The sequence below is a fragment of the Pantoea sp. EKM101V genome (assembly GCF_011800325.1).
Classification (GTDB): Bacteria; Pseudomonadota; Gammaproteobacteria; order Enterobacterales; family Enterobacteriaceae; genus Pantoea; species Pantoea anthophila.
Genome location: NZ_JAALFP010000008.1, coordinates 203,590 through 226,722 on the forward strand (window position 1 = coordinate 203,590; position 23,133 = coordinate 226,722).

The following is a 23,133-nucleotide window of genomic DNA, read 5'->3' on the forward strand; positions in this document are numbered from 1 at the left end:
TCATGTTCACCACCGTACTGATTGCCAACAGGGGCGAGATTGCCTGCCGCGCCATTCGCACCCTCAAGCGTTTGGGCGTCAAAAGTGTCGCGGTCTACTCTGACGCGGATCGCAACGCGCAGCACGTTAAGCAGGCGGACAGCGCGATCGCCCTCGGCGGCGACAAAGCCAGTGACTCCTACCTGCGCATCGACAAAATCCTGGCGGCGGCGCAGCAGAGCGGCGCTCAGGCGATCTGGCCAGGCTACGGTTTTCTGTCGGAAAGCCAGGCCTTTGCCGAAGCCTGTGAGGCGGCGGGCATCGCCTTTGTCGGCCCGACCGCGCAGCAGATTGGCGAGTTCGGCCTGAAGCACCGCGCGCGTGAGCTGGCGGCCAGTGCAGGCGTACCGATGACGCCAGGCACCCCGCTGCTCGCCTCGCTGGAGGAGGCGATTCAGGCTGCCGATGAGATTGGCTACCCGGTGATGCTGAAAAGCACCGCCGGTGGGGGTGGCATTGGCCTGACGCGCTGCGCCGACGCCGACGCACTCGCCAGCGCCTGGGAGAGCGTGCGCCGCCTTGGTGAGCAGTTCTTCAGTGATGCAGGCGTGTTTCTGGAGCGCTGCATCGATCGCGCCCGCCATATTGAGGTGCAGATTTTTGGTGACGGTAACGGCACCGTCGTCGCACTGGGTGAACGCGACTGCTCCCTGCAGCGCCGCAATCAGAAGGTGGTGGAAGAGACACCCGCGCCCGGCCTTTCGCAGGAGACGCGCGATGCCCTGCTCGCCTCAGCGGTGCGGCTGGGCGAACAGGTGAACTACCGCAGCGCAGGCACCGTGGAGTACATCTACGACGTCAGCCAGCAGGCGTTCTATTTCCTTGAAGTGAACACCCGCCTGCAGGTTGAACATCCGGTCACCGAATGCGTCACCGGGCTCGACCTGGTGGCGTGCATGCTGCAGGTGGCGGCGGGTGATCCGGTGGAGTGGTCACGCCTGCAGCAGCCGCCTCAGGGCGCGGCGATCGAAGTGCGGCTTTATGCGGAAGATCCCCTGAAAAACTTCCAGCCCAGCCCTGGCCTGTTAACCGCGGTCAGCTTTCCTGACGGCGTGCGTGTCGACAGCGGCGTCGAAACCGGCAGTGAAGTCTCCAGCTTTTATGACCCGATGATCGCCAAGCTGATTGTGCATGCCGACAACCGTGAAGCGGCGCTGGAAAAACTGCATCACGCGCTGGATGCGACCCAGCTGCACGGTATCGCCACCAACCTCGACTATCTGCGCCAGATTACCACCAGCGAGGCGTTTCGCAGCGGCAACGTCTGGACGCGCTATCTCGACAGCGTGGTGCCTGCCGCCACCGTGGTGGAGGTGCTGCAGCCCGGCACCTTCAGTTCGGTCCAGGACTACCCCGGCCGCCTCGGCTACTGGGACATCGGGGTGCCGCCTTCCGGCCCGATGGATGACTTTGCGTTCCGGCTGGCTAACCGCATCGTCGGAAACCATGAGGCGGCGGCGGGGCTGGAGTTCACCCTGCAGGGCCCCACCCTGCGCTTCCACTGCGATGCGATTGTGGCGCTGACCGGCGCAGAGTGTGACGCGCAGCTTGATGGCGAAGCGGTCAGTTACTGGCAGCCGCTGACAATAAAAGCGGGACAGACGCTGACGATGGGACGCGCCCGCCAGGGCTGCCGCAGCTATCTGGCGGTGCGCAACGGCTTTGACGTGCCGGAATATCTGGGCAGCCGCAGCACCTTTTCGCTGGGCCAGTTTGGCGGTCACGCCGGACGCACCCTGCGCGTCGCCGACATGCTGCCAGTCTCACAGCCTGCGCGCGCCGCCTGCACCACACCGGCCCCGACTGGCGCGCCGCAGCCGCTTGATGCGTCGCTGATTCCGCACTACGGCACTGAATGGCGCATCGGTGTGCTCTACGGTCCGCACGGCGCACCGGACTTTTTCACCCAGGCCGCCATCGACGAGTTCTTTGCCAGCGACTGGCAGGTGCACTACAACTCTAACCGCCTCGGCGTGCGGCTGGTCGGCCCGAAACCGACCTGGACCCGCGCCAACGGCGGTGAGGCGGGCCTGCATCCCTCCAACGTTCACGACTGTGAATATGCCATCGGTGCGGTCAACTTCACCGGCGACTTCCCGGTGATCCTGACGCACGACGGCCCGAGCCTCGGCGGCTTTGTCTGTCCGGTAACCATCGCCAGAGCCGAGTTGTGGAAAGTGGGCCAGGTCAAACCCGGCGACACCATCCGCTTCCATCCAATCAGCGCGGAGGAGGCGCTGGCGCGGGAAAACGCGCAGCGTCATCTGATTGAGACGCTGCGCCCGGAACATCCCCCGGCCTTTGCCGTGCCGTCGCTGGCTGAAACCGCTCACGGCTCCGCCACGATCCTCGCCGCCCTCGACGCCACCGACACCACCCCGAAAGTGGTCTATCGCCAGGCGGGCGACAAATATGTGCTGATTGAATATGGCGACAACGTGCTGGATCTGGCGCTGCGTCTGCGCGTGCATCTGCTGATGAATGCGCTGACGGCGCAGGCAGAACCCGGCGTCGAGGAGCTGTCGCCGGGCGTGCGCTCGCTGCAGGTGCGCTACGACAGCCGCATCATCAATCAGTCCGCCCTGATGACGCTGCTGCTGGCGCTGGAGGCGACGCTGGGCGATGTCAGCACGCTGAAGGTGCCCTCCCGCGTGGTGTGGATGCCGATGGCCTTTGAAGACAGTGCCACGCTCGGTGCCGTCAGCCGCTATCAGGAGACGGTTCGCGCCAGCGCCCCCTGGCTGCCGAACAACGTGGACTTTATCCAGCGTATTAATGGCTTAAGCAGCCGGGAGGAGGTGCGCGCGACCCTGTTTGACGCCAGCTATCTGGTGCTGGGGCTGGGTGACGTCTATCTTGGCGCGCCCTGCGCTGTGCCGGTCGATCCACGCCATCGTCTGCTGAGTTCCAAATACAGTCCGGCGCGCACCTTTACCGCCGAAGGCACCGTCGGCATCGGCGGCATGTACATGTGTATCTACGGTATGGACTCGCCTGGCGGCTATCAGCTGGTGGGCCGGACGCTGCCGATCTGGAACACCTTCCTGAAAAATCCGCAGTTCGCGCCCGACGCGCCGTGGCTGCTGCGCTTCTTCGATCAGGTGCGCTTTTATCCCGTCAGTGAAGAGGAGCTGACCCGGCTGCGCGAAGATTTTCGCGAAGGTCGTGGCAGCCTGCGCATCGAAGAGACGCAGTTCGATTTTGCCGCCCACCAGCAGTTCCTCACCGATCACGCCGCTGAGATCGCGGCGTTTCGCCAGCGCCAGGCCGCCGCTTTTGAACAGGAGGTGCAGTTATGGGCGCAGGAAGAGCAGAGCGCGCCGCAGGCTGAGGAGGCGCTGGCCAGCGTCAGCGACGAGCAGGAGCACGGCGTGGCGGTGCAGGCTGACCTCAACGGCAATATCTGGAAAGTGCTGGTGCAGCCGGGCGACGCGGTCAGCGCCGGTCAGACCCTGATCATCGTGGAAGCGATGAAGATGGAGCTGGCGATTGTCGCCCCGCAGGCCGGTCGGGTCACGCGTATCGCCTGCCAGGCGGGCCGCCCGGTCAGCCCGGGCGATAACCTGCTGTGGCTGGAATAAGGAGCAGCAATGACAAGGCAACCTCAATCCCCAAAAGCGCGCCCGGAGGCGCTGGCAGAGCGGGTCTATCAGGCGCTCAAGGCCGATATCTTCGCCTTTCGCCTGATGCCGGGGGACCGCTTCAGTGAAAGCGAAATCGCCGGACGGCTGGCGGTAAGCCGCACACCGGTGCGTCAGGCGTTGTTCCGGCTGGAGCGCGAAGGCTTTGTGGAAGTGTGGTTCCGCAGCGGCTGGCAGATCCGAAACTTCGATTTCGCCTGGTTTGAATCGCTCTATGACCTGCGCACCGTGCTGGAGTGCGAGGCGGTAAAACGCCTCTGCGCCCTGCCCGCCCCGCAGTGTACAGCCCTGTTAGCGGAGCTGAACCAGTTCTGGTGTGAGGCAGAGGCGCTCACCGAGGGGCTGGTGGTTTCGCAGCACGATGAGGCGTTTCACATGACGCTGGTGGCAGCGGCGGGCAACCCGGAGATGGCCCGCATCCATGCCGAACTCACGGAGAAGATCCGCATTATCCGGCGGCTCGACTTCACCCGCGACGACCGTATCTGCGCGACCTATCAGGAACATGCAGAGATTTTACAGGCGATTTTTCAGCAACAGACCACCGACGCGCAACGCATGCTGACCGACCATATCGCCGTCAGCAAGGCGGAAGTCAGGAAGATCACGTTGCATCGCCTGCAGCAGGCCCGGCTCCAGACCATCGAATAACACAACAACCACTCAGGGGTTCAGATGATGAAAAGACGTTCGTTGATCAAAGCTTTTGCGCTCTCCGCCACCGTTGTCAGCATGGGATTTGCCTGGAGTGCGCAGGCGGCTGACACCATCAAAGTGGGGATCATGCATTCCCTCTCCGGCACCATGGCGATTTCTGAAACGCCGCTGAAAGATGTGGCGCTGATGACCATTGATGAGATCAATGCCAAAGGGGGCGTGCTGGGGAAAAAGCTGGAGCCGGTGGTGGTAGACCCCGCCTCTAACTGGCCGCTGTTTGCCGAGAAGGCACGGCAGCTGCTGACGCAGGACAAAGCGGCGGTGGTGTTTGGCTGCTGGACCTCAGTGTCACGTAAATCGGTGCTGCCGGTATTTGAAGAGCTGAACGGCCTGCTCTTCTATCCGGTGCAGTATGAAGGCGAAGAGATGTCGCCTAACGTCTTCTACACCGGTGCGGCACCAAACCAGCAGGCAATCCCGGCGGTGGAGTATCTGATGAGCGAAGATGGCGGCAGTGCTAAACGCTTCTTCCTGCTGGGCACCGACTATGTCTATCCACGCACCACCAACAAGATCCTGCGCGCCTTCCTGCACAGCAAAGGCGTGGCGGACAAGGATATCGAAGAGGTCTATACGCCGTTTGGTTACAGCGACTACCAGACCATCGTGTCGAATATCAAAAAGTTTGCGGCTGGCGGCAAAACCGCGGTCGTCTCGACCATCAACGGCGACTCCAACGTGCCGTTCTACAAAGAGCTGGCCAACCAGGGGATCAAAGCCACCGACATTCCTGTGGTCGCCTTCTCGGTGGGTGAAGAGGAGCTGCGCGGCATTGATACCAAACCGCTGGTCGGCCAGTTAGCCGCCTGGAACTACTTCGAGTCGATCGACAACCCGACCAACGCGAAGTTTGTCGCGGACTACCGCGCCTACGCCAAAGCGCACAATCTGCCGAACGCCGCCACCGTGGTCACCAACGACCCGATGGAAGCGACCTATGTGGGCATCCATATGTGGGCCCAGGCGGTGGAAAAAGCGGGCACCACCGATGTCGACAAAGTGCGGGCCGCGATGGCCGGTCAGACCTTTAACGCACCGGATGGCTTTACCCTGACTATGGACAAAACCAATCACCATCTGCATAAGCCGGTGATGATTGGCGAAGTGGAAGAGAACGGCCAGTTCAGCGTGGTGTGGCAGACCGACAAGCCGGTGCGCGCACAGCCGTGGAGCCCGTACATTGCCGGTAACGACAAAAAGCCCGATTACCCGGTAAAAACCGCGCAGTAAGCGCGAGGCAGACAGGCAGCGTCAATCGCTGCGAAGCGGCAGCACGGCTGTGTAATCCGCCGTGCTACCTCCCCCTGACGAGGCTCTCTTTATGACTCTATGCCGCTGCTTATTCAGCCTGCTGCTGCTGATGCCGCTGCTGGCCAGCGCCGGACCGGCGGCTGACTTTGCCGCCGCCAGCCGCAGCCAGCAGGCCACCCTGCTGCAGCAATGGGCCGCCGCGCCGGACAGCCAGCGCCTGCCGCTGCTGGAAGCGCTGCACGCCGAAACGGTCGTCATCGACCAGAACAAACAGCCCTTCAGCCAGCAGGGTACACAGCTGACACCGCTGGAGGGTGCGGCCCGGCCCGCCGGTAACCTGAAAAAACTTTTTATGAACAACCGGCTGCGCGTGCTGGTCAACAATGCGCTGGCCGCCCACCAGCTGGTGAGCAGTGATGCCGCGCTGCGCCTGCGTGCCGCGCAGCAGCTGCAGAATGGAGGGGTTGCCGACCAGCTGCCGCTGCTGACGCAGCGCCTCGCCGCCGAGCAGGATAGCCGGGTTCATGCCGCCTTAACGCTGGCGCTGGCCAGCCTGCAACTGGCAGACAGCAATCCGATGGTACGCCTGCGTGCGGTCAATCTGCTGGGCGAGTCCAGCGATCCCGACACCCAGGCCAGCCTGCAACGCCTGACTCAGCCCGCGAATGAACCGGATGCTACGGTGCGGGCCGCGGCGGCGGAAAGCCTGCAACAGATTCAGCAGCGGCTGAGATGGGGCGATCTGCTGGGCCAGGCCTTCAGCGGCCTGTCGCTGGGATCGATCCTGCTGCTGGCCGCGCTGGGCCTGGCGATCACCTATGGCCTGCTCGGGGTGATCAATATGGCACACGGCGAAATGCTGATGCTCGGCGCGTACGCCACCTGGTGGGTACAGAGCCTGTTTCAGCAGTTTGCGCCGCACTACCTGGCCTGGTATCCGCTGCTAGCGCTGCCGGTCGCCTTCCTGGTCACCGCCGCCGTCGGTATGGCGCTGGAGCGCACGGTGATCCGCCATCTCTATGGCCGCCCCCTGGAGACGCTGCTCGCCACCTGGGGGATCAGCCTGATGCTGATTCAGCTGGTGCGGGTGCTGTTCGGGGCGCAAAACCTGGAGGTGGCGAACCCGTCGTGGCTGTCAGGAGGATTACAGGTACTGCCTAATCTGGTGCTGCCGTGGAACCGCATCGCGGTGATCCTGTTCGTGGTATTTGTGCTGGCGCTCACCTGGCTGCTGCTGAACCGCACCCGCCTGGGCATGAACGTGCGCGCCGTGACACAGAATCGCGCCATGGCGGAGTGCTGCGGCGTGCCGACCGGCCGCGTCGATATGCTGGCGTTCGGGCTCGGCTCCGGCATTGCCGGGCTGGGCGGCGTGGCACTGTCGCAGCTGGGCAACGTCGGCCCGGAACTGGGTCAGGGCTATATCATCGACTCGTTTCTGGTGGTGGTGCTGGGTGGCGTCGGCCAGCTGGCGGGCACCGTGGTCGCCGCCTTCAGTCTGGGCATTCTGAACAAAGTGCTGGAGCCGCAGATTGGCGCGGTCCTGGGCAAGATCCTGATTCTGGTGCTCATCGTGCTGTTCATTCAGAAACGTCCGCAGGGGCTGTTTGCGGTGAAAGGAAGGGTGACTGACTGATGACGCAACCTATCACGCTTCGCGTGGCGCGCACCGCCCCACGCGTGACCTTTACCCTTGGCCTGGTCATCACCCTGGCGCTGCTGGTGATGCCGTTTCTGGCGCTGCTGCCCGCCACACATCCGCTGGCGATCTCCACCTACACCCTGACGCTGGTCGGCAAAATCCTCTGCTATGCGGTGGTCGCCGTGGCGCTGGATCTGGTGTGGGGCTACGCCGGCCTGCTGTCGCTGGGCCACGGCCTCTTCTTTGCCCTGGGCGGCTACGCCATGGGTATGTACCTGATGCGCCAGGCCGCCGGGGAAGGCTTACCCGCCTTTATGTCCTTTCTCTCCTGGCGTGAGCTGCCCTGGTTCTGGGCTGGCACCGACTCCTTCGCGTGGGCGCTCTGTCTCAGCATGCTGGTGCCGGGCCTGCTGGCGCTGCTGTTTGGCTTCTTCGCCTTTCGCTCAAAAATCAAAGGCGTCTACTTTTCAATTATGACGCAGGCGCTGACCTACGCGGGCATGCTGCTCTTCTTCCGTAACGAAACCGGTTTTGGCGGCAATAATGGCTTTACCGGCTTTACTACCCTGCTCGGCTTTTCGGTCACGGCGACCCCGACCCGTATCGGACTGTTTGTCGCCACGGTGCTGCTGCTGCTGCTGAGCCTGGCGATCGGCTTCGCCCTGGCGCGCAGCAAATTTGGCCGGGTGCTGACCGCCGTGCGGGATGCGGAGAACCGCCTGACCTTCTGCGGTTACGATCCGCGCGGCTTCAAGCTGTTTGTCTGGACGCTCTCCGCGGTGCTGTGCGGTCTGGCCGGGGCGCTCTATGTGCCGCAGGTCGGCATCATCAACCCTGGCGAGATGTCCCCCGCCAACTCGATCGAAGCGGCGATCTGGGTGGCGCTGGGCGGACGCGGCACGCTGATTGGTCCGCTGCTGGGCGCAGCGATCGTTAACGGCGCACGCAGCTTCTTTACCGTCGCCTTCCCGGAATACTGGCTCTTTTTCCTGGGCCTGATGTTTATCCTGGTCACGCTGTTTCTGCCGCACGGCGTGATTGGCCTGCTGCGCCGGAGAAAAAAATGAGTGATGCCCTGTTTACCCAACCCCAGTTAGCGGATCGCCACCGGGTGCAGCGCGATCCGGTGCTGCAGCTCGATAAGATCAGCGTCTCCTTTGAAGGCTTCCGGGCGCTGACCGATCTCTCGCTGCAGATCGGCGTCGGTGAGCTGCGCTGCGTGATCGGCCCCAACGGCGCGGGCAAAACCACACTGATGGATGTGATCACCGGCAAAACCCGGCCGGATGCAGGCCGGGTGATCTACGATCAGGACAGCGATCTGACCCGTCTGTCACCGGTGGCGATCGCCCGCGCCGGGATTGGCCGTAAGTTTCAGAAACCCACGGTTTTTGAAGCGCTGACCGTGTTCGAGAATCTTGAGATCGCCCTCAGGGCCGACAAATCGGTCTGGGCCTGCCTGCGCGCCCGCCTCAATAGCGAGCAGCGCGACCGGATTGATGAGGTGCTGAAGCTGCTGCGGCTGGGCGGCGAGCGCCAGCGCCGGGCGGGCCTGCTGTCGCACGGCCAGAAGCAGTTTCTGGAGATTGGCATGCTGCTGGTGCAGGAGCCGCATCTGCTGCTGCTGGATGAACCGGCGGCGGGTATGACCGATGCGGAAACGGCCTACACCGCCGAGCTGTTTCGCAGCCTGGCGGGGAAACATTCGCTGATGGTGGTAGAGCACGACATGGGCTTTGTGGAGACCATCGCCGACCACGTTACGGTGCTGCATCAGGGACAGGTGCTGGCGGAGGGATCGCTGCGCGAGGTGCAGGCCAACGAGCAGGTTATCGACGTTTATCTGGGGCGCTGAGATGTTACAGATTACTGAACTGAATCAATATTATGGCGGCAGTCACATCCTGCGCGGCCTCTCGTTTGAGGTCAGGATTGGCGAAATCACCTGCCTGCTGGGGCGCAACGGCGTGGGAAAAACCACGCTGCTGAAGTGCCTGATGGGCCTGATCCCGGCGAAGTCGGGGGAGATTCACTGGCAGCAGCAGCGGATGAATGGCCGCAAACCGCATCAGCGGGTGCAGGCTGGCATCGCCTATGTGCCGCAGGGGCGGGAAATTTTTCCGCGCCTGACGGTGGAGGAGAATCTGCTGATGGGCCTGTCACGCTTTCCGGCGGCAGAGGCACGGGCCGTCCCGGAGGAGATCTATCAGCTCTTCCCGGTGCTGCAGGCGATGAAGTCACGCCGGGGCGGCGACCTCTCTGGCGGCCAGCAGCAGCAGCTGGCGATCGGCCGGGCGCTGGCCTGTCGGCCGCAGCTGCTGATCCTGGATGAGCCGACCGAAGGGATCCAGCCATCGGTGATCAAAGAGATCGGCGCGGTGATCCGCCAGCTGGCGCAGCGAGGCGATATGGCGATCCTGCTGGTTGAGCAGTTTTATGATTTCGCGGCCGAACTGGCGGACAGCTATCTGGTGATGTCCCGCGGTGAAATTGTGCAGCGAGGCCGCGGCGACGCCATGGAGGCAGAAGGCGTGCGCAGCCTGGTGGCGATTTAACGCCCGGCTTACAGTAAGCCGGTCTCCACTGAGAGTGGCGCGATTCCCCCGCGCGCCAGAGGTTTGCGGCCCTCACAGATTGCAGGTAAGATTGAGTGCCAGCCTGGCGGATGAGACGCAACTCATTCAAATCTGTGAGGTTTGTCGCGTATCGACGCCGATTCCGGCGTCCTTCCTCCGCACTGCAGGATAGGGAACAGAGAGATGACCATGGAAACCCGGCGCGATGAACGCATCCAGAAACTGACGCAGGCGCTCAAACGCACCGACAAACTCCATCTGAAAGATGCGGCCCGGCTGCTGGGCGTCTCTGAGATGACGGTTCGCCGCGATCTGACCGAGCCGGGCTCCAGCGTAGTGCTGCTGGGCGGTTATATCGTCAGCGATCCCAAAAGTCATGCCGGTCACTATTTTGTCAGCGACCAGCACGGGCAGAACGCCGCCAGAAAGCAGCGGCTGGCTCAGGTGGCCGCCAGCCTGGTCAGCGAGAACGACACGGTCTTTTTTGACTGTGGCACCACCCTGCCCTATATCATTGATGCCCTCCCCGACACGCTCTCTTTTACCGCCATCTGCTGCGCCATGAACACGTTTCTGGCTCTGAAAGAGAAACCGGCCTGTCACGTGATCCTGAGCGGCGGGGAGTTTCATGCCGACAATGCGCTCTTTACGCCGGTGGGTGTGCACACCCTTCTGGACGATCTCTGCCCGACGCTCGCCTTTATCTCTGCGGCCGGGATCGACAAAGATCAGGGCGCAACCTGCTACAACACCAACGAGCTGACGATGAAACATCACGCCATGCTGCGCGCCCGGCAGTCGGTGCTGGTGGCGGACAGCAGCAAATATGGCAAAGTGCTGCCCGCCCGCATCGGCGACCTGCAGCGCTTTGATCTGCTGGTCAGCGACAGTGCCCCCGATCAGGCCCTGCAGACCTGGCTGACGCAGCAGGCTATTCCCCTGCGTCTGCCCTGAGGCCGGAGGCCAGCCGGTCTCTGCCCGCCTTTTCATATGGCTCGCCGGTGAGCCGGACAAATCAGCGTCTTATGCCTGACCGCCCCCGGCCCGCGAATATTCGCCGCCCCCCGGCTGGGATTAAGGGGTGAAAAAGGCTAAACTTCGACATCATTCCAACGACCAACAGACCCAGAGGCTCAAACCAACGTGGCTCAATTCGTCTATAGCATGCATCGCGTCGGCAAAGTGGTTCCGCCGAAGCGACATATCCTGAAGAACATCTCGCTCAGCTTCTTCCCTGGCGCCAAAATCGGCGTACTCGGCCTGAATGGCGCGGGTAAATCGACCCTGCTGCGCATCATGGCCGGCATCGATAAAGATATCGAAGGGGAAGCGCGTCCGCAGCCGGGCATCAAGATTGGCTACCTGCCGCAGGAGCCGCAGCTCAACCCTGAACACACCGTGCGTGAGTCGATTGAAGAAGCGCTGTCGGAAGTGGTTGGCGCACTGAAACGCCTTGATGAAGTTTACGCGCTCTATGCTGAAGAGGATGCTGATTTCGACAAGCTGGCCGCTGAACAGGGTCGTCTGGAAGAGATTATCCAGGCGCACGACGGCCACAACCTGAATACCCAGCTGGAACGTGCAGCCGATGCGCTGCGTCTGCCAGACTGGGATGCGAAAGTCGCGACCCTTTCCGGTGGTGAACGTCGCCGTGTTGCCCTCTGCCGCCTGCTGCTGGAAAAACCAGACATGCTGCTGCTGGACGAACCGACTAACCACCTGGATGCGGAATCTGTCGCCTGGCTGGAACGCTTCCTGCACGACTTCGAAGGCACAGTCGTCGCCATTACGCATGACCGTTACTTCCTGGATAACGTGGCAGGCTGGATCCTGGAGCTGGACCGTGGCGAAGGCATTCCATGGGAAGGCAACTACTCCTCCTGGCTGGAGCAGAAAGATGCGCGTCTGGCGCAGGAAGCCTCTTCTGAAGCTGCCCGTCGCAAGTCGATTGAGAAAGAGCTGGAGTGGGTTCGCAAAGGACCAAAAGGCCAGCAGTCTAAGGGCAAAGCCCGTCTGGCACGCTTTGAAGAGCTGAACAATACCGACTACCAGAAGCGTAACGAAACCAACGAACTGTTCATTCCGCCAGGTGCCCGTCTGGGTGACAAAGTGCTGGAAGTCAGCAACCTGCGTAAGTCCTATGGCGACCGTGTGCTGATTGACGATCTCTCCTTCTCCGTGCCGAAAGGCGCGATTGTCGGGATTATCGGTCCGAACGGCGCGGGTAAATCGACGCTGTTCCGCATGATGTCCGGTCAGGAACAGCCTGATTCCGGCAGCATCGTGCTGGGCGACACCGTCAAGCTGGCCGCCGTGGATCAGTTCCGCGACAGCATGGACAACTCGAAAACCGTGTGGGAAGAAGTTTCCGGCGGTCAGGATATTATGCGCATCGGTAACACCGAGATGCCAAGCCGCGCCTATGTCGGACGCTTTAACTTTAAAGGCGTCGATCAGGGCAAACGCGTGGGCGAACTCTCAGGCGGTGAGCGTGGTCGTCTGCACCTTGCGAAGCTGCTGCAGGTTGGCGGCAACATGCTGCTGCTCGATGAACCGACGAACGACCTGGATATCGAAACCCTGCGCGCACTGGAAAACGCCCTGCTGGAGTTCCCGGGCTGTGCCATGGTGATCTCGCATGACCGCTGGTTCCTGGACCGTATCGCCACCCATATTCTGGATTACCAGGATGAGGGCAAAATTGAATTCTTCGAAGGTAACTTTACCGAATACGAAGAGTACAAGAAGCGTACCCTCGGCGCAGATGCGCTGGAGCCGAAGCGCATCAAGTACAAACGTATGACGAAGTAAAGGTAAACCGGGGGGCAAGCCCAGCTTCCCCCCATTTTTAACTGTAAAGGTCTCAGCCCGATGAAAAAAGCCGGTGATCGTTCAGTCGCAAAAAAAGCGGAAGTCATTTATGAAGCGACCAAAGTCGCTAATTTTGCCGCAAGTTCGCTACTTGAAGGCATCCGTATTTTATCTGTCCCTGAGTTACAAACCCTTGAACAGGTCCGACGCCGCTACAAGCAGTAGCAGGAGACGACGGTGAATCGCTATCGTGTCTGGCGGGATCACTACTGTTATCCCGATTCAGATGTGCTGATTAATCGCTACGACATCCGGGATCAGACCCTGCTCGATCAGGCCGAGCGTGATGTGACAGCGCTAACCATTCACACCATCCGGCTCTCCCACCCTCCCTTCACATTAAATACTCTTTGCCATATTCACTATTGTCTGTTCAGCGAGTTGTACAGCTGGGCAGGACAGGTACGCGATATTTCTATCAGCAAGGGACAGACCCGGTTTTGCCAGCCTGCGTTTATCATCAGTGAGGCGAACAGATTATTTGCAAAGCTGGCCGGGGAGAGATGGAACGAACAGCCTGACCATAATGCTCTGTGTCATCAGGTTGCCTGGTATTATTGCGAGTTCAATGTCCTGCACCCCTTTCGTGAAGGAAATGGCCGCGCACTCCGTATCCTGTTTGAACATATTCTTCTTCATGCGGGTTATCAGGTCAGCTGGCGAGGTCTGAAGGCCAGCGACTAGTTAGCAGCCAATATCGCAGGTTATCAGTCCGGCCCGGAAAAAATGGCGGCACTTTTTCTGCACCACATTATCCCGATCAGCGATAAAAATCCCTGAACACCGGGGATTGCAGCGCGAACTCGATAAAGCGAGCCAGCGCCGGAGAGTGCAGTTTGCGCCCCGGATAGACCAGCCAGAGTTCATTCCCTTCAATCTCCCATTCCGGCAGAACGGGTACCAGACGCGGGTCCGCCATCGCGCCATCGGTCAGAAAGTGCGGCAGCAGCGTGATACCGGCATCACCCAGCGCGCATTCACGCGCGTAGAGCAGATTATCGGTGAGGTGGCCTGGCGGCAGCAGCCAGCGATAGAACTCATCATCGCGCTGCAATACCCACTCATTCCAGGCGCGATGGGCAATACAGCGGTGCGCAGAGAGTTGCTGCGGATGAACCAGCGGCGGATGCTGATCGAGATAGCCCTGCGAGGCGACCAGCAATCGCGGGCAGTTACCGATCCGGCGGCCAATCAGCGACGACTCGTGCGGCTGACCGGTGCGCAGCGCCACATCGAAGCCCTCCTGCACCAGATCGCGCATCTCGTCGGAGATCGACACATCCAGCGTCACATCGGGGTAGAGGCGTAAAAATGCCGCGTTACAACGTGCCAGCAGCGTCGCGCCGATCCCTGCCGGGCTGGTGATGCGCAGACGACCGCTGGGATTTTCACGCAGGCTGGCGATCGCCTGATCCGCGCGTTCACTCGCCTGCATCATCTCCTGACAATGCAGCAGATAGCGCTCACCGGCAAAGGTCAGATTGAGCTGGCGGGTTGTGCGGTTCAGCAACCGAATCCCTACCCGCTGCTCCAGCTGGCTGATGCGCTGACTAACGCTCGATTTCGGCAGTCCCGCCCGCTCTGCCGCGCCGGTAAAGCTGCCGCACTCCGCCACCAGCGCAAAGAGCGCCATATCCTGCCACTGCCGGAAGGCCATTGTTCACCTCAGACGAACACTCTATGAAAGATTGTCCATCTTATCACCGCTAAAACCAGGTTCTACACTTAAAGCCTGTTCCAGATCGTGACGCCAGTCTGCCACGGACAGCGCATCACCCGCCGGGCGGCCTCTTCACCGGCTGGCGTGCACTACCCAGGGCCAGAATGGCAACTGACACTCTCCAGGCTTTGAGCCTGACTTAACAGGAAAATGCTATGTCTATTCGCGCTATCGCTATTAATCCGGAAAGTCCTGAAAACTTCACAGAAATCTTCCCTGAAACCCCGACGCCCGGTGAGTATGACCTGCGGGTCAGCGTCAAAGCCGCCTCGGTCAACCCGGTCGACACCAAAGTCCACAAAGGGGCGATCAAAAATGGCTTACAGGTGCCGCGTGTTCTCGGCTGGGATGCCAGCGGCGTCGTGCTGGAAGTCGGCAGCAAAGTCAGCAACTTTAAACCTGGCGATGAGGTCTTTTACGCTGGCGACCTGACCCGTCCTGGCAGTAACAGCACCGAGCAGCTGGTGGATGCGCGCATTACCGGCCACAAGCCCGAAAGCCTGGACTGGGCGCAGTCGGCGGCCATTCCCCTGACGGCGCTGACCGCCTGGGAAGGCCTGTTTGAGAGGCTGAACCTGGAGACGGCAACCGAGGATCAGACACTGCTGATCGTCGGCGGCGCTGGCGGTGTCGGATCGCTGGCGATCCCGCTGGCGAAGCTGCGCAGCAAAGTTCAGATCATCGCCACCGCCTCCCGCGAGGACTCCGCGCAGTGGTGCCGCGATCGGGGCGCTGACAAGGTGATCAACTACAAAGATATGATCGGTGAGCTGGAGAAAGAGGGCATTAAACAGGTGGACTACATCTTCTGCCTGAATGATACCGACGGTCACTGGGAGACGATGGCAAAACTGATCGCCCCGCAGGGCCATATCTGCACCATCGTGGAAAATGAGCATCCGCTGTCGATGGATCAGCTGAAGCTGAAGAGTGCCGCTCTGCACTTCGAGCTGATGTACACCCGCAGCATGTTTAAAACGCCCGATATGGCGCGCCAGGGCGAGATTCTGGATGCCGTTTCGGCACTACTGGATGAAGGTAAACTGCAGACCACACTGAGCGAGACGCTGCACGGCTTAAGCGTTGAGACCTTAACCGCTGCCCATCAGCGTGTGCTGGAAGGTCACATGCGCGGCAAAGTGGTTATGGTCTATTAATCCGGCTGTTCTGCGGCGGCGGTGAAAAGCAACAGCCGCCGCGCTGAGGATGTATGTATGAAGTAGCCCGGTGCAGACCGGGCTATGACAGATCTTACGGCTGAACGTTCTTCTCGCCCAGCACCCCTTTGACCAGTTCAATACAGCGCAGGAAACGGGTGTCGTAGTCATCTTCCTGGACATGGACGAAGTCGATGTTGTTTTCCCGCAGCATCGTGACCAGCATGGACTGAAACTCCCGCCGATCCACCGAGCTGCCCAGGCTGCGTAAGCCATCCGCCACCCAGGGCACGTTGTTCTCCAGCAGAATCACCAGATCAAAGCGATACTCATCGATCAGCGCCTGCACAAACGGATGCTCACGCCCTTCATACTTCAGACAGAACGCCTGAGTCGTCACGAAGTCAGTGTCGATAAACGCCACTTTATTGGCATATTTCACCGCAAAATCGATGTACTGCGCCTGTCCCAGCGCGATCTTGTCATAATCAGAATATTGCAGCGCCATTTCGTCACCGCCCAGATGGGAAAAGACATAGTCGCGGCCATATTCCCAGGCACTGGTGGTGTTGAAGATGTTGGCGAGTTTGTTCACCAGCGTCGATTTACCGCTCGACTCGCCGCCGAGGATCGCCACGGTGCGTACAAAGAAAGGTTTAACTTCTGTCGGGATGTACTCCCAGAAGCGGAACGGATCCTGACGGATCTGCCCGCCGCTGATGCTCATAAAGGATCGGTTGGGATCGACCAGCACGGTCTGAATGCCCAGGTGCTGCTGATACATCTCCGCATCCGGCGCTTCGCTGGTGTAGATACAGTCCGCAGCAATGCCGTGCTCGCTGAGAAAAGCGCTGACGCCCTCACTCCAGACATCCCAGCCGTGCGGATAGGGTTCAATCCCCTCCTCGTTGAAGGCGTGAATGCGGATGTTTTTCTGGTACTTAAAGGTCTGCAGCAGCCAGCGCAGGCGATCGCTGACCGTCGGCTGCTGGGACATGGCGCTGTTCTCAAACAGCTCCCGATCGCGCGGCTCATCGTAGCCCATGATGATGTGCAGCTCATCCACCTGACTGCAGGCGCGCTGGATCAGATAGATATGGCCGGTGTGCAGCGGATAGAACTTACCGAATACCACGCCCACCCTTTTATCACGGCGCGGAAATTCCAGCCCCAGAAAGCGGTGCAGCGCTTCCAGCTTCTGCGCGCTGGGGCTTTTGATTTTGGCATTGAGCAACTGGCTCAGATAGCCTTTGGTCATGCCGCTGGCGTCAGCGACCTGTTGCAGCGTGTGCCCCTGCTGGCGAATGGCCGTTTTCAGATACTCAAACGACGACATGTCGTGCCTCCTGCATCAATGCGGTTAAGGTGGGTGCCGCCTGCCCGTGGTTTTTCCGGACAGGCGTCAGGCGCGTTACAGATCGTCCAGAATCGCCAGCGCATCGGCCAGCTTTTTCGCGCTGAAAACCTGCATCCCGGCAATCGGTTTTTTCGGCGCATTTCCTGCCGGAACGATGGCGCGTTTGAAGCCGTGCTTCGCCGCTTCCGAGATGCGCTCCTGACCGCTGGGCACCGGGCGGATCTCACCGGCCAGCCCCACTTCGCCGAAGATCACCAGATCCTGCGGCAGCGGACGATCGCGCAGGCTCGACACCATCGACAGCATCAGTGCCAGATCGGCGCTGGTTTCGGTGACTTTCACGCCGCCCACGACGTTGACGAACACATCCTGATCCGCCATCTGCAATCCGCCGTGACGGTGCAGCACCGCCAGCAGTATGGCCAGGCGGTTCTGCTCCAGCCCGACCGCGACGCGACGCGGGTTGCCCATCATCGAGTGATCGACCAGCGCCTGAATCTCCACCAGCAGCGGTCGCGTTCCCTCCCAGAGCACCATAACCGAGCTGCCTGAGGTTATCTCTTCACCGCGCGACAGGAAGATCGCTGACGGGTTGCTGACTTCGCGCATGCCCTGCTCAGTCATGGCAAACACCCCCAGCTCATTGACCGCACCGAAGCGGTTTTTATGACTGCGCAGGGTGCGGAAGCGGGAGTCGGCATCGCCATCCAGCAGCACCGAACAGTCGATGCAGTGCTCCAGCACTTTCGGACCGGCCAGCGAGCCATCTTTCGTGACGTGTCCCACCATGATGATCGCCACGCCGCGCGTTTTGGCGAAGCGTGTCAGGTAGGCGGCAGTTTCCCGCACCTGGGCGACGCTGCCCGGTGAGGACTGGATCTCCGCCATGTGCATCACCTGGATCGAGTCGATCACCATCAGCTGCGGCTGCTCCTGCTCGGCGATCAGGCAGATCTGCTCAATGCTGGTTTCCGACAGCATGTTCACATTTTCGGTGGGCAATCCCAGACGATGGGCGCGCATCGCCACCTGTTGCAGGGACTCTTCACCGGTGACGTACAGGGTTTTCATCCCTTCCGACAACCGGCACATCACCTGCAACAGCAGCGTGGATTTACCTGCGCCGGGGCTGCCGCCAATCAGAATCGCACTGCCCGGCACCACGCCGCCGCCCAGCACCCGATCAAACTCTTTAAAGGTGGTGGAGAAGCGCGGGAGTGCCTCCAGGCTGATTTCTGAGAGTTTCTGCACCCGGCTGGTGCCGGCGCTGCCGGCATAGCCGCTCAGGCGCTCGTTGCGCGCAGCCGCCGGTGAGGCGGCAATGCGCACCTCGGTGATGGTGTTCCAGGCGTGACAGGCGCTGCACTGCCCCTGCCAGCGTGGGTAATCTGCGCCGCATTCGTTACAGACAAATGCGCGTTTTGCCGCTTTGGCCAAATCAATTCCTCAGTTAACGCTCTTCGTGGATCAGGCTGCCGGTCAGGATGCAGAACACCCCCATGAGATCGGCATGGCGAATGGTGACCGCAGTCTGCTCATTCACCTTAGGTTTAGCATGGAACGCAATGCCCAGCGCGGAGGCTTTGATCATCAGCAGGTCATTGGCTCCGTCGCCGATCGCGACCGTCTGTTCCGGCGCGATATCAAAACGCTGCGCCAGCTTCTTCAGCGTATCGGCTTTATATTGTGCGTCGACAATCGGACCCAGCACGTTGCCGGTCAGTTTGCCGTCGCGGATTTCCAGTTCGTTGGCGACTACGGCCGACAGATGCAGCTTATCGCGCAGATATTCGGCGTAGTAGGTGAAGCCGCCGGAGGCGATAGCCACCTGCCAGCCCAGCGCCTGCAGCTTCTGCGTCAGGGTGGTTAAGCCCGGCATTAAAGGCAGCTCATCACGCACCTGTTTCAGAATATTGGCGTCTGCGCCCTGCAGGGTGGCGACGCGCTGACGCAGGCTGGCGCTGAAGTCGAGTTCACCGCGCATCGCGCGCTCTGTCACTTCTGCTACCTGCTCACCGCTGCCTGCCAGTTTAGCGATCTCGTCGATACATTCGATCTGAATCGCGGTGGAGTCCATATCCATCACCAGCAGACCGGGGGTCTTGAGGTAAGGGATTTTACCCAGCGGCGCCACGTCCAGCCCGGCATCGTGCGCCAGTTTAGTCGCAAACGGCGTCAGCGAGCCCGCCAGGCGGATCACCTGATACTCATCGACGTTCCAGGCGCTGACAATCACCATCGCTGCACCCAGCTGATGCTGATAATCGGTCAGCCGTTGCTTATCCAGCCCGCGGCCATACAGCAGCCAGCCGGTGCGGCCAGCGCGATAATCCAGCGGCATCACTTCATCACCGCTAAGAGAAAGGGGCAAACCCGGCCAGAGAGAGACATCGGCGGGAAGATCGCACCAGGTTAAACGATTTGGCATCAGAGCTCCTGTAGGGACAACAAAACCACGCAAGAGGCTACCCTGTCTGCGTCGCTTCTGGCAACATAATCTCCAGGCTTTCTGTTGTGACATGACCCGGATGAGTAATGGCTAAAACCGCGCTGAAATTTCGCTTACATCGTACCGTGATCGTTCTCATCTCGATGACGCTGCTAGTCGCCCTGATGCAGGGTGTCTCCTGGTTCAGTACCGGTCATCAGATGGCGCGTTCTGAACAGGTCGAAGAGCTGGCTCATACGCTGACCAGTCAGGTGGCGTTCAGCCTTAAGCCGTTGATGGACAACAGTGAAAACAATCGTAATCAGATAGAAGCGATTCTGAATCAGATGACGGCGAACAGCCGCATTCTGGATGCGTCGGTGTATGACGGTGATGGCAGCCTGGTGGCGCACAGCGGAGAAAACATCAACGTGCGCGACAGGCTCGCTCTCGACGGGCAGCGTGCGGGCAGCTATTTCAACCATCAGATTGTGCAGCCCCTGGCCGGAAACGATGGCCCGCTGGGCTTTCTGCGCGTGACGCTGGACACCCATGTGCTGGTCACCGACTCACATCAGGTCGACAACACCACCAATATTCTGCGCCTGATGATGCTGCTGGCGCTGGCCATCGGCATTATCCTCTCCCGTACCCTACTGCGCCACCGCCGTACCCGCTGGCAGCAGTCACCGTTCCTGCTCACCGCCAGCACGCCGGTGCAGGAGGATCGGGATGAAGATGACCCGAAGAAAGAGTAATGTCCGGCTCTGCTGAAAGGATAAAACGAGAAAGGCCCGCTCTGCGGGCCTTTTTTATGGGAATGTTGCGGATTTGCGAGATAGCTTCCCTTAGCCGATCAGCAGCGCTTCCAGCTCAGCCAGCGATTTGACCTGCCAGGTCGGTTTGATATGTTCCGGCAGCGGCCGGGTGCCATGATCGAGCCAGCAGGTTTTCACCCCGGCATTCATGCCGCCGAGAATATCGGATTCCGGCGTATCCCCGACCATCAGCACCCGCTGACGATCCGGATTGCCCATCAGGTTCAGCGCATAATCAAAAATCTCCACCGCCGGTTTTGGCACGCCGACCTGCTCAGAGATTACCAACGCCGAAAAGTAGTCGCGGAAACCGGTGCGCTCCAGGCGCGTCTGCTGCAGCGCGGTAAAGCCGTTGGTGATGATGCCCATCTTTACCCGACCGTGCAGCTGCTTCATCAGGCTCACCGCGCCTGGCAGCGGCGTACAGATCTCGCCCATTGCGGTCAGGAAGCCGCTGTTAAGGATCTCCGGCGCGACGCTGAGCTTTTCGCTCCAGTGATTGAAACGCTGGGTCTGTAACTGCAACGCGGTAATCGTGCCGTTCTGATAATCGACCCAGAGCGGCTTGTTAACCGCCTGATAGTCGCTGTAATCCTGGTCGGAGAACTGCACGTCATAACCGGCGAACAGCCGCTGCAACCCGGCATAAGCATCGAAATGAAAAAGGGTATCGTCCGCATCAAACAGGATGCAATCCCACTGTTCTGACATTAAAGCTCCTTAGCACCGCTACAGCGTCAGCGCCATCATCAGGGCATCTTCACGCCCGCTGGCGGTGGGATAGTAGTTGGAACGACGGCTCACCTGGTTGAATCCCATCTGCTCATAAAGCGCAATGGCGGGCAGATTGGACGCCCGGACTTCCAGCCACAGCGTCAGCACATCGCGTTTTATTAACTCGTCGATCAGATGCTGCAACAGCTGACGGCCAAATCCCCGGCGCTGCCAGGCGGGATCGACCGCGATGTTAAACAGCGACGCTTCATCCAGCACCACCTGGGTAATGGCAAAGGCGGCCATTTTTCCTTCGGCATCCAGCCGTAAATTGAGGAAGCGCTCGCCCTGATTGCTGGCAAACGTCTGTTCACTCCAGGGAAACGCGTGACTGCGACGCTCGATGGCAAAGGCCTCGGCCCGATCGTCAGGGGTGAGTAAAGAGATGGCTGTCATGGTTACACATCTGTTGCCAGAGCGCGCGTCTGGCGACGCCGCTGCTGATCAGTTCATTGAAAGCGGCGCTGGTCAGTGCCACGCCATTAAAAGTCTGTGCACTCTCAACCCCAAGCAGCCAGCCGGCGCAGTTCAGCGTTTCCGGCAGCATCTGGAGTTGATCCGGCGTCACGGTCATCACCTGGGCGGGTTGAAGATTGAGCGTCTGCAGCACGTCGCGCATCAGCGGTTCATCCAGCCCGGGGGGCACGTCAGCGACAATGATTAACTGCGTGTCCGGCGCCAGCGTGACGGCAATTTCGCCCTGAAGCACGCGCGGGCGGCGCAGTTGATACTGCGTAATTCCCATTTGCTGTAAAAGCCAGTCGCGCCTGGACGTCATGGTGTTACCTGTTGGCTGCCTGAATGCGACGCTATGCTAGCAAACCCATCGAACATGCGCCAACAAACCACTATAATCCCCGCTCAGATCTTACAGGAGCTCTACATGTCTGCTTTTACCCCGGCCAGCGAAGTCATTCTGCGCCACAGTGATGAATTTACCGCCCGCCACGTTTTATTTGCTGGCGATTTGCAGGATGACCTGCCCGCTCAGCTGGAAACCGCCTCGTCGCGCGTGCACACCCAGCAATATCATCACTGGCAAAACCTGAGCCGCCGTATGGGCGAACAGGCGCGTTATGGACTGGTTGCGCAGGCGGAAGATGTGCAGGGCTGCGATACGCTGGTCTACTTCTGGACCAAAAATAAGCCGGAAGTGCAGTTCCAGCTGCAGAATCTGCTGTCGCTGCTGCCGGTGGGCTGCGACGTGTTCGTGGTCGGTGAAAACCGCAGCGGCGTTCGCAGTGCAGAAGGCATGCTGGAGTCCTGGGTAACGCTGGAGAAGATCGACAGCGCGCGCCGCTGTGGTCTCTATCACGGTCGCCTCGACGCACAGCCTGACTTTGATGCCGGCGCCTTTGGTCATCAGTATCAGATGGATGACCTGACGATTCACACCCTGCCTGGCGTCTTCAGCCGCGATGGTCTGGACAGCGGCAGTGCCCTGCTGCTCTCCACCTTTACGCCACACACTAAAGGAAAAGTGCTGGATATGGGTTGTGGCGCAGGCGTCATTGCCGCCTCACTGCACGCCCGTTCGCCTAAAGTACGCCTGTGGCTGTGTGACGTTCACGCGGCGGCGATTGAAGCGAGTAAGGCGACGCTGGCCGCCAACGGCATTGAGGGCGAGGTCTTCCCCAGCAACGTCTTCTCTGACGTCACCGGACGTTTCGACATGATTATCTCTAACCCGCCGTTCCATGAAGGCACGCAGACCAGCCTCGATGCGGCACAGGCATTAATCCGTGGCGCGGTGAAGCATCTGAACACCGGCGGCGAACTGCGTATCGTTGCCAATGCCTTCCTGCCCTATCCACAGGCGCTGGATGAGGCGTTCGGCAGCCATGAAGTGATCGCACAGACTGGCCGCTTTAAGGTTTACCGTGCCGTCTATGGTCGCGGTGCGAAAACCCGTTAATCCTTTTTCCGCTGCTGACCATGTTGCCGGGCTGAAAATGTTGCTTTTTAGAGCGATCGTTTCAGCCCGACGAAATAGTTGTTGACGCAAAGAGTAAAATCTCTAGAATGCGCCTCCGTGGTTGTAACATTCTCAGGGTGTTACGGGTATGCGAAGGTGGCGGAATTGGTAGACGCGCTAGCTTCAGGTGTTAGTGTCTTAACGGACGTGAGGGTTCAAGTCCCTCT

At 60.4% G+C, this 23,133-nt stretch carries 21 protein-coding genes; 14 read left to right on the forward strand and 7 right to left on the reverse strand.

Translation table 11 applies throughout. From position 1 onward, the window contains the following. Positions 1-2 precede the first annotated feature (2 nt). The 11 genes from uca to HFD92_RS14635 all read left to right on the forward strand — a co-directional run bounded on the left by uca (position 3) and on the right by HFD92_RS14635 (position 13,421). Positions 3-3,620: an urea carboxylase gene (uca, locus tag HFD92_RS14585; protein ID WP_167429163.1), complete on the forward strand. Its 3,618-nt coding sequence runs from the start codon at positions 3-5 to the stop codon at positions 3,618-3,620. A 9-nt stretch (positions 3,621-3,629) separates the two neighbouring features. Beyond that, positions 3,630-4,331: a GntR family transcriptional regulator gene (locus HFD92_RS14590; RefSeq protein ID WP_154928474.1), complete on the forward strand. Its 702-nt coding sequence runs from the start codon at positions 3,630-3,632 to the stop codon at positions 4,329-4,331. Between the two features lie 27 nt (positions 4,332-4,358). Then, positions 4,359-5,627: an urea ABC transporter substrate-binding protein gene (gene urtA, locus HFD92_RS14595; protein WP_046101286.1), complete on the forward strand. Its 1,269-nt coding sequence runs from the start codon at positions 4,359-4,361 to the stop codon at positions 5,625-5,627. A gap of 91 nt (positions 5,628-5,718) precedes the next feature. Continuing rightward, the gene (urtB, locus tag HFD92_RS14600; protein WP_167429164.1) at positions 5,719-7,284 is read left to right on the forward strand and encodes an urea ABC transporter permease subunit UrtB; all 1,566 of its coding nucleotides are present in this window, start codon (positions 5,719-5,721) and stop codon (positions 7,282-7,284) included. Then, positions 7,284-8,357 (forward strand): urea ABC transporter permease subunit UrtC, encoded by a 1,074-nt coding sequence (gene urtC / locus HFD92_RS14605; protein ID WP_167429165.1) that lies wholly within the window; start codon positions 7,284-7,286, stop codon positions 8,355-8,357. Before urtB ends, urtC begins: the two co-directional genes overlap by 1 nt. Continuing rightward, entirely contained in the window at positions 8,354-9,145 is a 792-nt protein-coding gene (gene urtD, locus HFD92_RS14610; RefSeq protein WP_009092253.1) for an urea ABC transporter ATP-binding protein UrtD, read from the forward strand. The genes urtC and urtD overlap by 4 nt, the downstream gene beginning before the upstream one ends. A 1-nt stretch (position 9,146) precedes the next feature. Next, a complete protein-coding gene (gene urtE / locus HFD92_RS14615) occupies positions 9,147-9,845 on the forward strand; it encodes an urea ABC transporter ATP-binding subunit UrtE (RefSeq protein WP_167429166.1) in 699 nt (232 codons plus the stop codon). Between the two features lie 210 nt (positions 9,846-10,055). Beyond that, positions 10,056-10,820, forward strand: coding sequence for a DNA-binding transcriptional repressor DeoR (gene deoR / locus HFD92_RS14620; protein ID WP_009092255.1), 765 nt, complete (start codon positions 10,056-10,058; stop codon positions 10,818-10,820). A gap of 189 nt (positions 10,821-11,009) precedes the next feature. Then, positions 11,010-12,677 (forward strand): energy-dependent translational throttle protein EttA, encoded by a 1,668-nt coding sequence (gene ettA / locus HFD92_RS14625; RefSeq protein ID WP_072215507.1) that lies wholly within the window; start codon positions 11,010-11,012, stop codon positions 12,675-12,677. Between the two features lie 60 nt (positions 12,678-12,737). Further along, entirely contained in the window at positions 12,738-12,902 is a 165-nt protein-coding gene (locus HFD92_RS14630) for a YhfG family protein (protein WP_140028835.1), read from the forward strand. A gap of 12 nt (positions 12,903-12,914) precedes the next feature. Continuing rightward, positions 12,915-13,421: a Fic family protein gene (locus HFD92_RS14635; protein ID WP_167429167.1), complete on the forward strand. Its 507-nt coding sequence runs from the start codon at positions 12,915-12,917 to the stop codon at positions 13,419-13,421. A 76-nt stretch (positions 13,422-13,497) separates the two neighbouring features. Here the strand turns inward: HFD92_RS14635 and HFD92_RS14640 are convergent, their stop codons facing one another. After that, positions 13,498-14,394 carry a LysR family transcriptional regulator gene (locus HFD92_RS14640; RefSeq protein ID WP_058957759.1) on the reverse strand — a complete coding sequence of 299 codons (897 nt, stop codon included), beginning with the start codon at positions 14,392-14,394 and terminating at the stop codon, positions 13,498-13,500. Between the two features lie 218 nt (positions 14,395-14,612). Here HFD92_RS14640 and HFD92_RS14645 point away from each other — a divergent pair, with 218 nt between their 5' ends. Beyond that, positions 14,613-15,614 carry a zinc-binding alcohol dehydrogenase family protein gene (locus HFD92_RS14645; RefSeq protein WP_009092259.1) on the forward strand — a complete coding sequence of 334 codons (1,002 nt, stop codon included), beginning with the start codon at positions 14,613-14,615 and terminating at the stop codon, positions 15,612-15,614. Between the two features lie 94 nt (positions 15,615-15,708). Here the strand turns inward: HFD92_RS14645 and nadR are convergent, their stop codons facing one another. From nadR to serB, 3 genes are all read right to left on the reverse strand, one after another. After that, positions 15,709-16,950: a multifunctional transcriptional regulator/nicotinamide-nucleotide adenylyltransferase/ribosylnicotinamide kinase NadR gene (gene nadR / locus HFD92_RS14650; protein ID WP_009092260.1), complete on the reverse strand. Its 1,242-nt coding sequence runs from the start codon at positions 16,948-16,950 to the stop codon at positions 15,709-15,711. 75 nt (positions 16,951-17,025) lie between these two features. After that, positions 17,026-18,408: a DNA repair protein RadA gene (gene radA / locus HFD92_RS14655; RefSeq protein WP_009092261.1), complete on the reverse strand. Its 1,383-nt coding sequence runs from the start codon at positions 18,406-18,408 to the stop codon at positions 17,026-17,028. Positions 18,409-18,421: 13 nt separating this feature from the next. Continuing rightward, positions 18,422-19,399, reverse strand: a complete 978-nt coding sequence (gene serB / locus HFD92_RS14660) for a phosphoserine phosphatase (RefSeq protein ID WP_046101170.1) — start codon at positions 19,397-19,399, stop codon at positions 18,422-18,424. A 107-nt stretch (positions 19,400-19,506) separates the two neighbouring features. On the opposite strand from serB, the gene HFD92_RS14665 reads away from it, so the two are divergent. Then, positions 19,507-20,157 (forward strand): YtjB family periplasmic protein, encoded by a 651-nt coding sequence (locus HFD92_RS14665; RefSeq protein WP_009092263.1) that lies wholly within the window; start codon positions 19,507-19,509, stop codon positions 20,155-20,157. A 90-nt stretch (positions 20,158-20,247) separates the two neighbouring features. On the opposite strand, the gene yjjG is transcribed toward HFD92_RS14665, so the two are convergent. Genes yjjG through HFD92_RS14680 form a run of 3 tightly spaced genes read right to left on the reverse strand, consistent with a single transcriptional unit; the run spans position 20,248 to position 21,769 of the window. After that, on the reverse strand, positions 20,248-20,928 hold the full coding sequence (yjjG, locus tag HFD92_RS14670; RefSeq protein ID WP_009092264.1) for a pyrimidine 5'-nucleotidase: 681 nt from the start codon (positions 20,926-20,928) through the stop codon (positions 20,248-20,250). A gap of 18 nt (positions 20,929-20,946) precedes the next feature. Beyond that, positions 20,947-21,387 (reverse strand): ribosomal protein S18-alanine N-acetyltransferase, encoded by a 441-nt coding sequence (gene rimI, locus HFD92_RS14675; RefSeq protein WP_009092266.1) that lies wholly within the window; start codon positions 21,385-21,387, stop codon positions 20,947-20,949. Further along, positions 21,359-21,769, reverse strand: a complete 411-nt coding sequence (locus HFD92_RS14680) for a DNA polymerase III subunit psi (RefSeq protein ID WP_033736409.1) — start codon at positions 21,767-21,769, stop codon at positions 21,359-21,361. Before HFD92_RS14680 ends, rimI begins: the two co-directional genes overlap by 29 nt. Positions 21,770-21,874: 105 nt before the next feature. Here HFD92_RS14680 and rsmC point away from each other — a divergent pair, with 105 nt between their 5' ends. Continuing rightward, positions 21,875-22,906, forward strand: coding sequence for a 16S rRNA (guanine(1207)-N(2))-methyltransferase RsmC (gene rsmC / locus HFD92_RS14685; RefSeq protein ID WP_058957763.1), 1,032 nt, complete (start codon positions 21,875-21,877; stop codon positions 22,904-22,906). The last annotated feature ends 227 nt before the right edge of the window (positions 22,907-23,133 follow it).

Coding starts and splice junctions, on each gene's coding strand:
- urtD (WP_009092253.1), top strand. CDS start 8,354: ATGAGTGATGCCCTGTTTACCCAACCCCAGTTAGCGGATCGCCACCGG.
- HFD92_RS14665 (WP_009092263.1), top strand. CDS start 19,507: ATGGCTAAAACCGCGCTGAAATTTCGCTTACATCGTACCGTGATCGTT.
- HFD92_RS14645 (WP_009092259.1), top strand. CDS start 14,613: ATGTCTATTCGCGCTATCGCTATTAATCCGGAAAGTCCTGAAAACTTC.
- deoR (WP_009092255.1), top strand. CDS start 10,056: ATGGAAACCCGGCGCGATGAACGCATCCAGAAACTGACGCAGGCGCTC.
- serB (WP_046101170.1), bottom strand. CDS start 19,399: ATGCCAAATCGTTTAACCTGGTGCGATCTTCCCGCCGATGTCTCTCTC.
- yjjG (WP_009092264.1), bottom strand. CDS start 20,928: ATGTCAGAACAGTGGGATTGCATCCTGTTTGATGCGGACGATACCCTT.
- uca (WP_167429163.1), top strand. CDS start 3: ATGTTCACCACCGTACTGATTGCCAACAGGGGCGAGATTGCCTGCCGC.
- urtC (WP_167429165.1), top strand. CDS start 7,284: ATGACGCAACCTATCACGCTTCGCGTGGCGCGCACCGCCCCACGCGTG.
- nadR (WP_009092260.1), bottom strand. CDS start 16,950: ATGTCGTCGTTTGAGTATCTGAAAACGGCCATTCGCCAGCAGGGGCAC.
- HFD92_RS14640 (WP_058957759.1), bottom strand. CDS start 14,394: ATGGCCTTCCGGCAGTGGCAGGATATGGCGCTCTTTGCGCTGGTGGCG.
- HFD92_RS14590 (WP_154928474.1), top strand. CDS start 3,630: ATGACAAGGCAACCTCAATCCCCAAAAGCGCGCCCGGAGGCGCTGGCA.
- urtB (WP_167429164.1), top strand. CDS start 5,719: ATGACTCTATGCCGCTGCTTATTCAGCCTGCTGCTGCTGATGCCGCTG.
- urtE (WP_167429166.1), top strand. CDS start 9,147: ATGTTACAGATTACTGAACTGAATCAATATTATGGCGGCAGTCACATC.
- rsmC (WP_058957763.1), top strand. CDS start 21,875: ATGTCTGCTTTTACCCCGGCCAGCGAAGTCATTCTGCGCCACAGTGAT.
- HFD92_RS14630 (WP_140028835.1), top strand. CDS start 12,738: ATGAAAAAAGCCGGTGATCGTTCAGTCGCAAAAAAAGCGGAAGTCATT.
- HFD92_RS14680 (WP_033736409.1), bottom strand. CDS start 21,769: ATGACGTCCAGGCGCGACTGGCTTTTACAGCAAATGGGAATTACGCAG.
- urtA (WP_046101286.1), top strand. CDS start 4,359: ATGAAAAGACGTTCGTTGATCAAAGCTTTTGCGCTCTCCGCCACCGTT.
- rimI (WP_009092266.1), bottom strand. CDS start 21,387: ATGACAGCCATCTCTTTACTCACCCCTGACGATCGGGCCGAGGCCTTT.